Below are 5,109 nucleotides of genomic sequence, written 5' to 3'. Positions count from 1 at the left end.
CGCCACGGCTGCGCGCAACAGCAGCGCCGTCGCGTCGATGGCGTCGACGCCGCCCGCCGCGGAGCCGTCGAACGGCCCGCCGTGCGTGCGCCGCAGCGCCGTGAGATGTCCGCCCACGCCCAGACCCGCCCCCAGGTCGCGCGCGAGCGCGCGGATGTAGGTTCCGCTCGAGCAGTCGACGACGACCTCCAGGTCGAGTGCCGACCCCGAGCGCTCCGAGCCGATGACCTCGAAGCGCGACACGGTGACCTCCCGCGCCGTCAGCTCGACCTGCTCCCCCGCCCTCGCGAGGTCGTAGGCCCGGCGCCCCCCGACCTTGATCGCCGAGACGGTGCTGGGCACCTGCGCGATGCGGCCGGTGAGTGCGGCCACGCCGGCCGCGATCTGCGCGGCGGCGATGCCGGAGGCATCCGTGGTCTGCACGATCTCTCCGTCGGCGTCGTCGCTGTCGGTGCGCACGCCCAGCCGGATCGTCGCCTCGTACGTCTTGTCGAGCCCCACCAGATACGTGAGCAGCCGCGTGGCCGCATCGACCCCGAGCACGAGCAGTCCGGTGGCCATGGGGTCGAGGGTGCCTGCGTGACCGACCTTGCGGGTGTTGAGGGCACGACGCGTGCGCGCGACGACGTCGTGCGAGGTGACGCCGTCGGGCTTGTCGACGAGTAAGATGCCGGCGGCCATCAGCACACGGACTCCGACATCAGGGTCGGATGCTGCAGGTCGCTGTTGTCGACGACGGCCGAGGCCGCGGCGGCTGGGTTCGCCTCACGCAGATACAGCCGCTGGCCCTCGTAGTGCCGACGATTCGACGACGCCGCCGGGTCGGGGTCGCAGCCGTCGCGCAGCGCCATGCGTGCGTAGCTCTTCTCGAACGGCACCTCGAGCCACACCGACCAGTCCCAGACGGCGCGCAGCTCTGGTCGATGCAGGAAGATGCCGTCGACGATCAGCACCGCATCCCGCGGGCCCGTCACCCACTGGGTCGTGACGGGCACGTCACGTCGCACGTCGAACGCGGCCAACTGGAAGCCTGTGGATCCCCCCGTGTGCGCGCCGTCGCGGAACGGGTCGAGCAGCACGCGACGCAGGGTGGCGTCGTCGTACGAGTCGAGGTAGAACCCCTCGGGCGAGGTGCACCCCCGCGCATAGCGTTCGGTGCGCGGGCGGTGGAAGTCGTCGACGCTCGCGCGGTAGACGGCCATCCCGTCCTCGGCGAACACATCGGCCCACCCGTCGGCGAAGACCGTCTTGCCCGCGCCGTCGACGCCGTCGACGGCGAGCACCAGTCGCCCGGCATGCCCGCGGCGTGCGTCGTCTCGCAGCCGGCGCAGCAGCGTGGTGACGGGCGTGATCGGCAGGCGCATGCATCCAGCCTAGGGTTTATGCCATGGCCGAACTCGCCAGCCCGCTCATGGCGTGGTACCAGCGCAACGCTCGTGATCTGCCGTGGCGGCGCCCCGGATTCGGGGCGTGGGGCGTGCTGGTGAGCGAGTTCATGCTGCAGCAGACGCCGGTGACCCGGGTCATCCCGCAACTTCAGGCCTGGTTGGAGCGGTGGCCCACCCCGGCGGCGCTGGCCGCCGAGCCGCCCGCTGAGGCCGTGCGCCAGTGGGCCAACCTGGGCTATCCCCGCCGGGCGCTGTGGCTGCATCGCGCGGCGACCGAGATCCGCGACCGGCATGACGGGATCGTGCCGCGCGACGTCGATGCGCTGCTCGCGCTACCGGGCATCGGCGACTACACCGCCCGCGCCGTCGCGGTCTTCGCGTACGGCGACCGGCACCCGGTGGTCGACACCAACACACGGCGAGTGCTCGCCCGCGCCCTCGACGGCCAGGCCCAACCCGGTCCCCCGGCGCCGCGCGACCTGGCCGCGATGGCAGCGATCCTGCCCGCCGCCGACGACGAGGCGGCCGTCGTCAACGCCGCGACGATGGAGCTCGGCGCCGTCGTGTGCACGGCGCGCGCGCCCCGATGCGCGGTGTGCCCGCTGAGCGACCGCTGCGCGTGGCTCGCCGCCGGGCGCCCCGACACCGGCGACCGGCGCCGCCGGCAGGCCCGCTACGAGGGCAGCGACCGGCAGGCGCGCGGTGCAGTGCTGAAGGTGCTGCGAGATGCCGCGGTGCACGCCGTGCCGCACGAGGCGGTGCTCGCCGACTGGCCCGATGCCGGTCAGCGCGACAGGGCGATCGACTCGCTCATCGCGGACGGCCTGGCCGAGGCCTGCGACGGGATGCTGCGACTGCCCTCGTGACCTGCGTGCGGCCCCGCACCCGCAGCATCCAAAACTCCTGTTCTGGGCGACGCAGGACGATCGGTGCCCGAACCGTCCTGCGTGTACCGGATCAGGAGTTTTCGCGAAGGCGAGAAGGGCGCCGGCTACGGCGCCTCGTCGTGCTCTCGGGGCTTGAGATACGGGTCTGCCTCGCCGGCGGGCTGCGCCGACGCGGCGAGCCCCGCGACCGCTTGGTCGCGTTCGCGCGCCTCGCGCAGCAGCTCCTCGATGTGGCCGGCATTCTCAGGGATCGCATCGGGGATGAACTCGAGCGTCGGGGTGAGCCGCACGCCGAGCTGCCGCCCGACCTCCGAACGCAGCATCCCGGTCGCCGACGTGAGCGCCGCCGCGGTGTCGGTGCGCTCGGTCTCGTCGCCGAGCACCGTGTAGAACACGGATGCGTGCTGCAGATCACCGCTGACGCGCACGTCGGTAATCGTCACGAACCCGAGTCGCGGGTCGCGCAGCCCCTTCTCGAGGCGTTCTGCCAACAGCACCTTGATGCGATCGGCGAGCCTCGCCTGACGTTCTGAAGCCATGATTGTCTCCCCTCTGACCGGTGAGGGGCGCCCGCGGGCGCCCCTCACTCGTGTCGATCAGCCGCGCGGCTTCTCCACCATCTCGGTGGTCTCGATCTCGTCGCCCACCTGGATATCGTTGTACTTGCCCAGCCCGATACCGGCCTCGAAGTCCGTGCGAACCTCGGTGACGTCGTCCTTGAACCGGCGCAGCGACTCGATCGCCAGGCCGTCGGCGATGACCACGCCGTCGCGGATGACTCGAGCCTTCGCATTGCGCGTGATCGTTCCCGAGCGCACGATGACACCGGCAATGTTGCCGAACTTCGAGGAGCGGAACACCTCGCGGATCTCGGCGACACCCGACTGCACCTCTTCGTACTCCGGCTTGAGCATGCCCGTGAGAGACTGCTCGACATCCTCCAGGGCGGAGTAGATGACGGAGTAGAAGCGGATGTCGACCCCCTCGCGGGCGGCGCGCTCGCGGGCCTTGGCGTCGGGGCGCACATTGAACCCGATCACGATCGCGTCGTCGATCGTGGCGAGGTTCACGTCGGACTCGGTGATCGCGCCGACACCGCGGTGGATGATGCGCAACTGCACCGACTCGTCGACCTCGATCTTCATCAGCGACTCTTCGAGTGCCTCGACGGCACCCGACACATCGCCCTTAATGATGAGGTTGAGCGACTCGACCTTGCCCTCGTCCAGCGCACGAGTGAAGTCCTCGAGCGACATGCGCTTGCGTGCCTTGGCCAGAGCCGCATTGCGTTCCGCCGCCTCGCGCTTCTCCGCGATCTGGCGGGCCGTGCGGTCCTCGTCGGTGACGATGAAGGTGTCGCCGGCGCGCGGCACCGAGTTCAAGCCCTGCACCTGCACCGGACGCGAGGGGCGTGCCTCTTCGACCGCGTCGCCGTTCTCGTCGACCATCGCGCGGACGCGGCCGAACGCCGTGCCCGCGACGATCGCGTCGCCGACACGCAGTGTGCCGGACTGGATGAGGACTGTGGCCACCGAGCCGCGGCCCTTGTCGAGCTTCGCCTCGATCGCGACACCACGCGCCGCCTTGTTCGGGTTGGCCGTGAGGTCCAGACCGGCGTCGGCGGTCAGCAGGACGGCGTCCAGAAGATCCTGGATGCCGGTGCCCTGGCGTGCCGAGACGTCCACGAACAGCACGTCGCCGCCATATTCCTCGGCCACCAGTCCGTACTCGGTCAGCTGCTGGCGCACCTTCGCGGGGTTCGCCTCCGGCTTGTCGACCTTGTTGACGGCGACCACGATCGGCACGCCGGCCGCCTGCGCGTGGTTCAGCGCCTCCACCGTCTGCGGCATGATGCCGTCGTCGGCGGCGACCACGAGGATCGCGATATCGGTCACCTGTGCACCGCGCGCACGCATGGCGGTGAACGCCTCGTGGCCCGGGGTGTCGATGAAGGTGAGCGCGCGCTCGATACCGTCGTGCTCGGTCCACACCTGGTAGGCACCGATGTGCTGGGTGATGCCACCGGCCTCGCCCTCGATCACATTGGTCTGGCGGATCGCGTCGAGCAGGCGCGTCTTTCCGTGGTCGACGTGGCCCATGACGGTGACCACCGGCGGACGGATCTCGAGGGCTGCTTCGTCCTCCTCCTCCAGCTCCTTCTCGAGGTCGAGACCGAAGCCTTCGAGCAGTTCCTTGTCCTCGTCCTCGGGCGAGACCATCTGGACCTTGTAGCCCAGCTCGGCGCCGAGCACCTCGAAGGTGGCCTCGTCGAGCGACTCGGTCGCCGTCGCCATCTCACCCAGGTTGAACAGGATCGTCACGAGCGTGCCCGGCTGCACCGTGTAGCCGTTGAGCGCTTCGAGCTTGTCCGCGAAGTCGGCGATGGAGGCGCCGCGGCGCAACCGGATGATCTCGCCGTTGCCCTTCTGGACGTTGACGCCGCCGACGACCGGCGCCGACCGCATTTCGAACTCCTGCCGCTTCGCCCTGCGCGACTTGCGCTGCTTGGACTTGCCGCCGCCCTTGCCGAAGGCACCCGCGGTGCCACCGCCGGGGCCACGACCGCGACCACCGCCGCCGGGACGACCGGCGAAGCCGCCGCCGGGACGACCGGCGAACCCACCGCCGCCGGCACCGCCGCCGCCGGGGCGACCGGGACCACCCGGCCGCTGCTGGAAGGGGGCACCGGAACGGCCCCCGCCGCCGGGACGACCGGCGCCACCCGGGCGCGGTGCTCCGGGACGCGGCGATCCGGGTCGCGGCGCCTGCGGCCGCGGGATGTTGCCGGGGTTGGGGCGCTGCCCCATCCCCTGCTGCGAGGCGAAGGGGTTGTT

General features: G+C 71.0%; 5 protein-coding genes. 1 reads left to right on the top strand and 4 read right to left on the bottom strand.

Annotation, left to right across the window (positions count from 1 at the left end; all coding sequences use genetic code 11):
* Positions 1-681: tRNA pseudouridine(55) synthase TruB (gene truB, locus ACK5IN_RS04740; RefSeq protein WP_416895061.1), on the bottom strand; the 681-nt coding region annotated here is incomplete at its 3' end.
* Positions 681-1,364 (bottom strand): uridine kinase, encoded by a 684-nt coding sequence (locus ACK5IN_RS04735; protein WP_416895060.1) that lies wholly within the window; start codon positions 1,362-1,364, stop codon positions 681-683. The genes ACK5IN_RS04735 and truB, both read right to left, overlap by 1 nt.
* 23 nt (positions 1,365-1,387) lie before the next feature.
* Between ACK5IN_RS04735 and ACK5IN_RS04730 the strand changes: the two genes are divergently transcribed.
* The gene (locus ACK5IN_RS04730; RefSeq protein WP_416895059.1) at positions 1,388-2,254 is read left to right on the top strand and encodes an A/G-specific adenine glycosylase; all 867 of its coding nucleotides are present in this window, start codon (positions 1,388-1,390) and stop codon (positions 2,252-2,254) included.
* Between the two features lie 125 nt (positions 2,255-2,379).
* Here the strand turns inward: ACK5IN_RS04730 and rbfA are convergent, their stop codons facing one another.
* Together rbfA and infB are read right to left on the bottom strand one after the other, a co-directional pair.
* On the bottom strand, positions 2,380-2,814 hold the full coding sequence (gene rbfA / locus ACK5IN_RS04725) for a 30S ribosome-binding factor RbfA (protein WP_416895058.1): 435 nt from the start codon (positions 2,812-2,814) through the stop codon (positions 2,380-2,382).
* Between the two features lie 57 nt (positions 2,815-2,871).
* Positions 2,872-5,109, bottom strand: a 2,238-nt coding sequence (infB, locus tag ACK5IN_RS04720; protein WP_416895057.1) for a translation initiation factor IF-2, incomplete at its 5' end; no start/stop codon positions are given.

The organism is Microbacterium sp. (assembly GCF_047971895.1).
In the GTDB taxonomy this organism is placed as follows: Bacteria; Actinomycetota; Actinomycetes; order Actinomycetales; family Microbacteriaceae; genus Microbacterium.
Note: the sequence above shows the minus strand (reverse complement) of the source record. Positions and strands in the feature narration are given on the sequence as shown.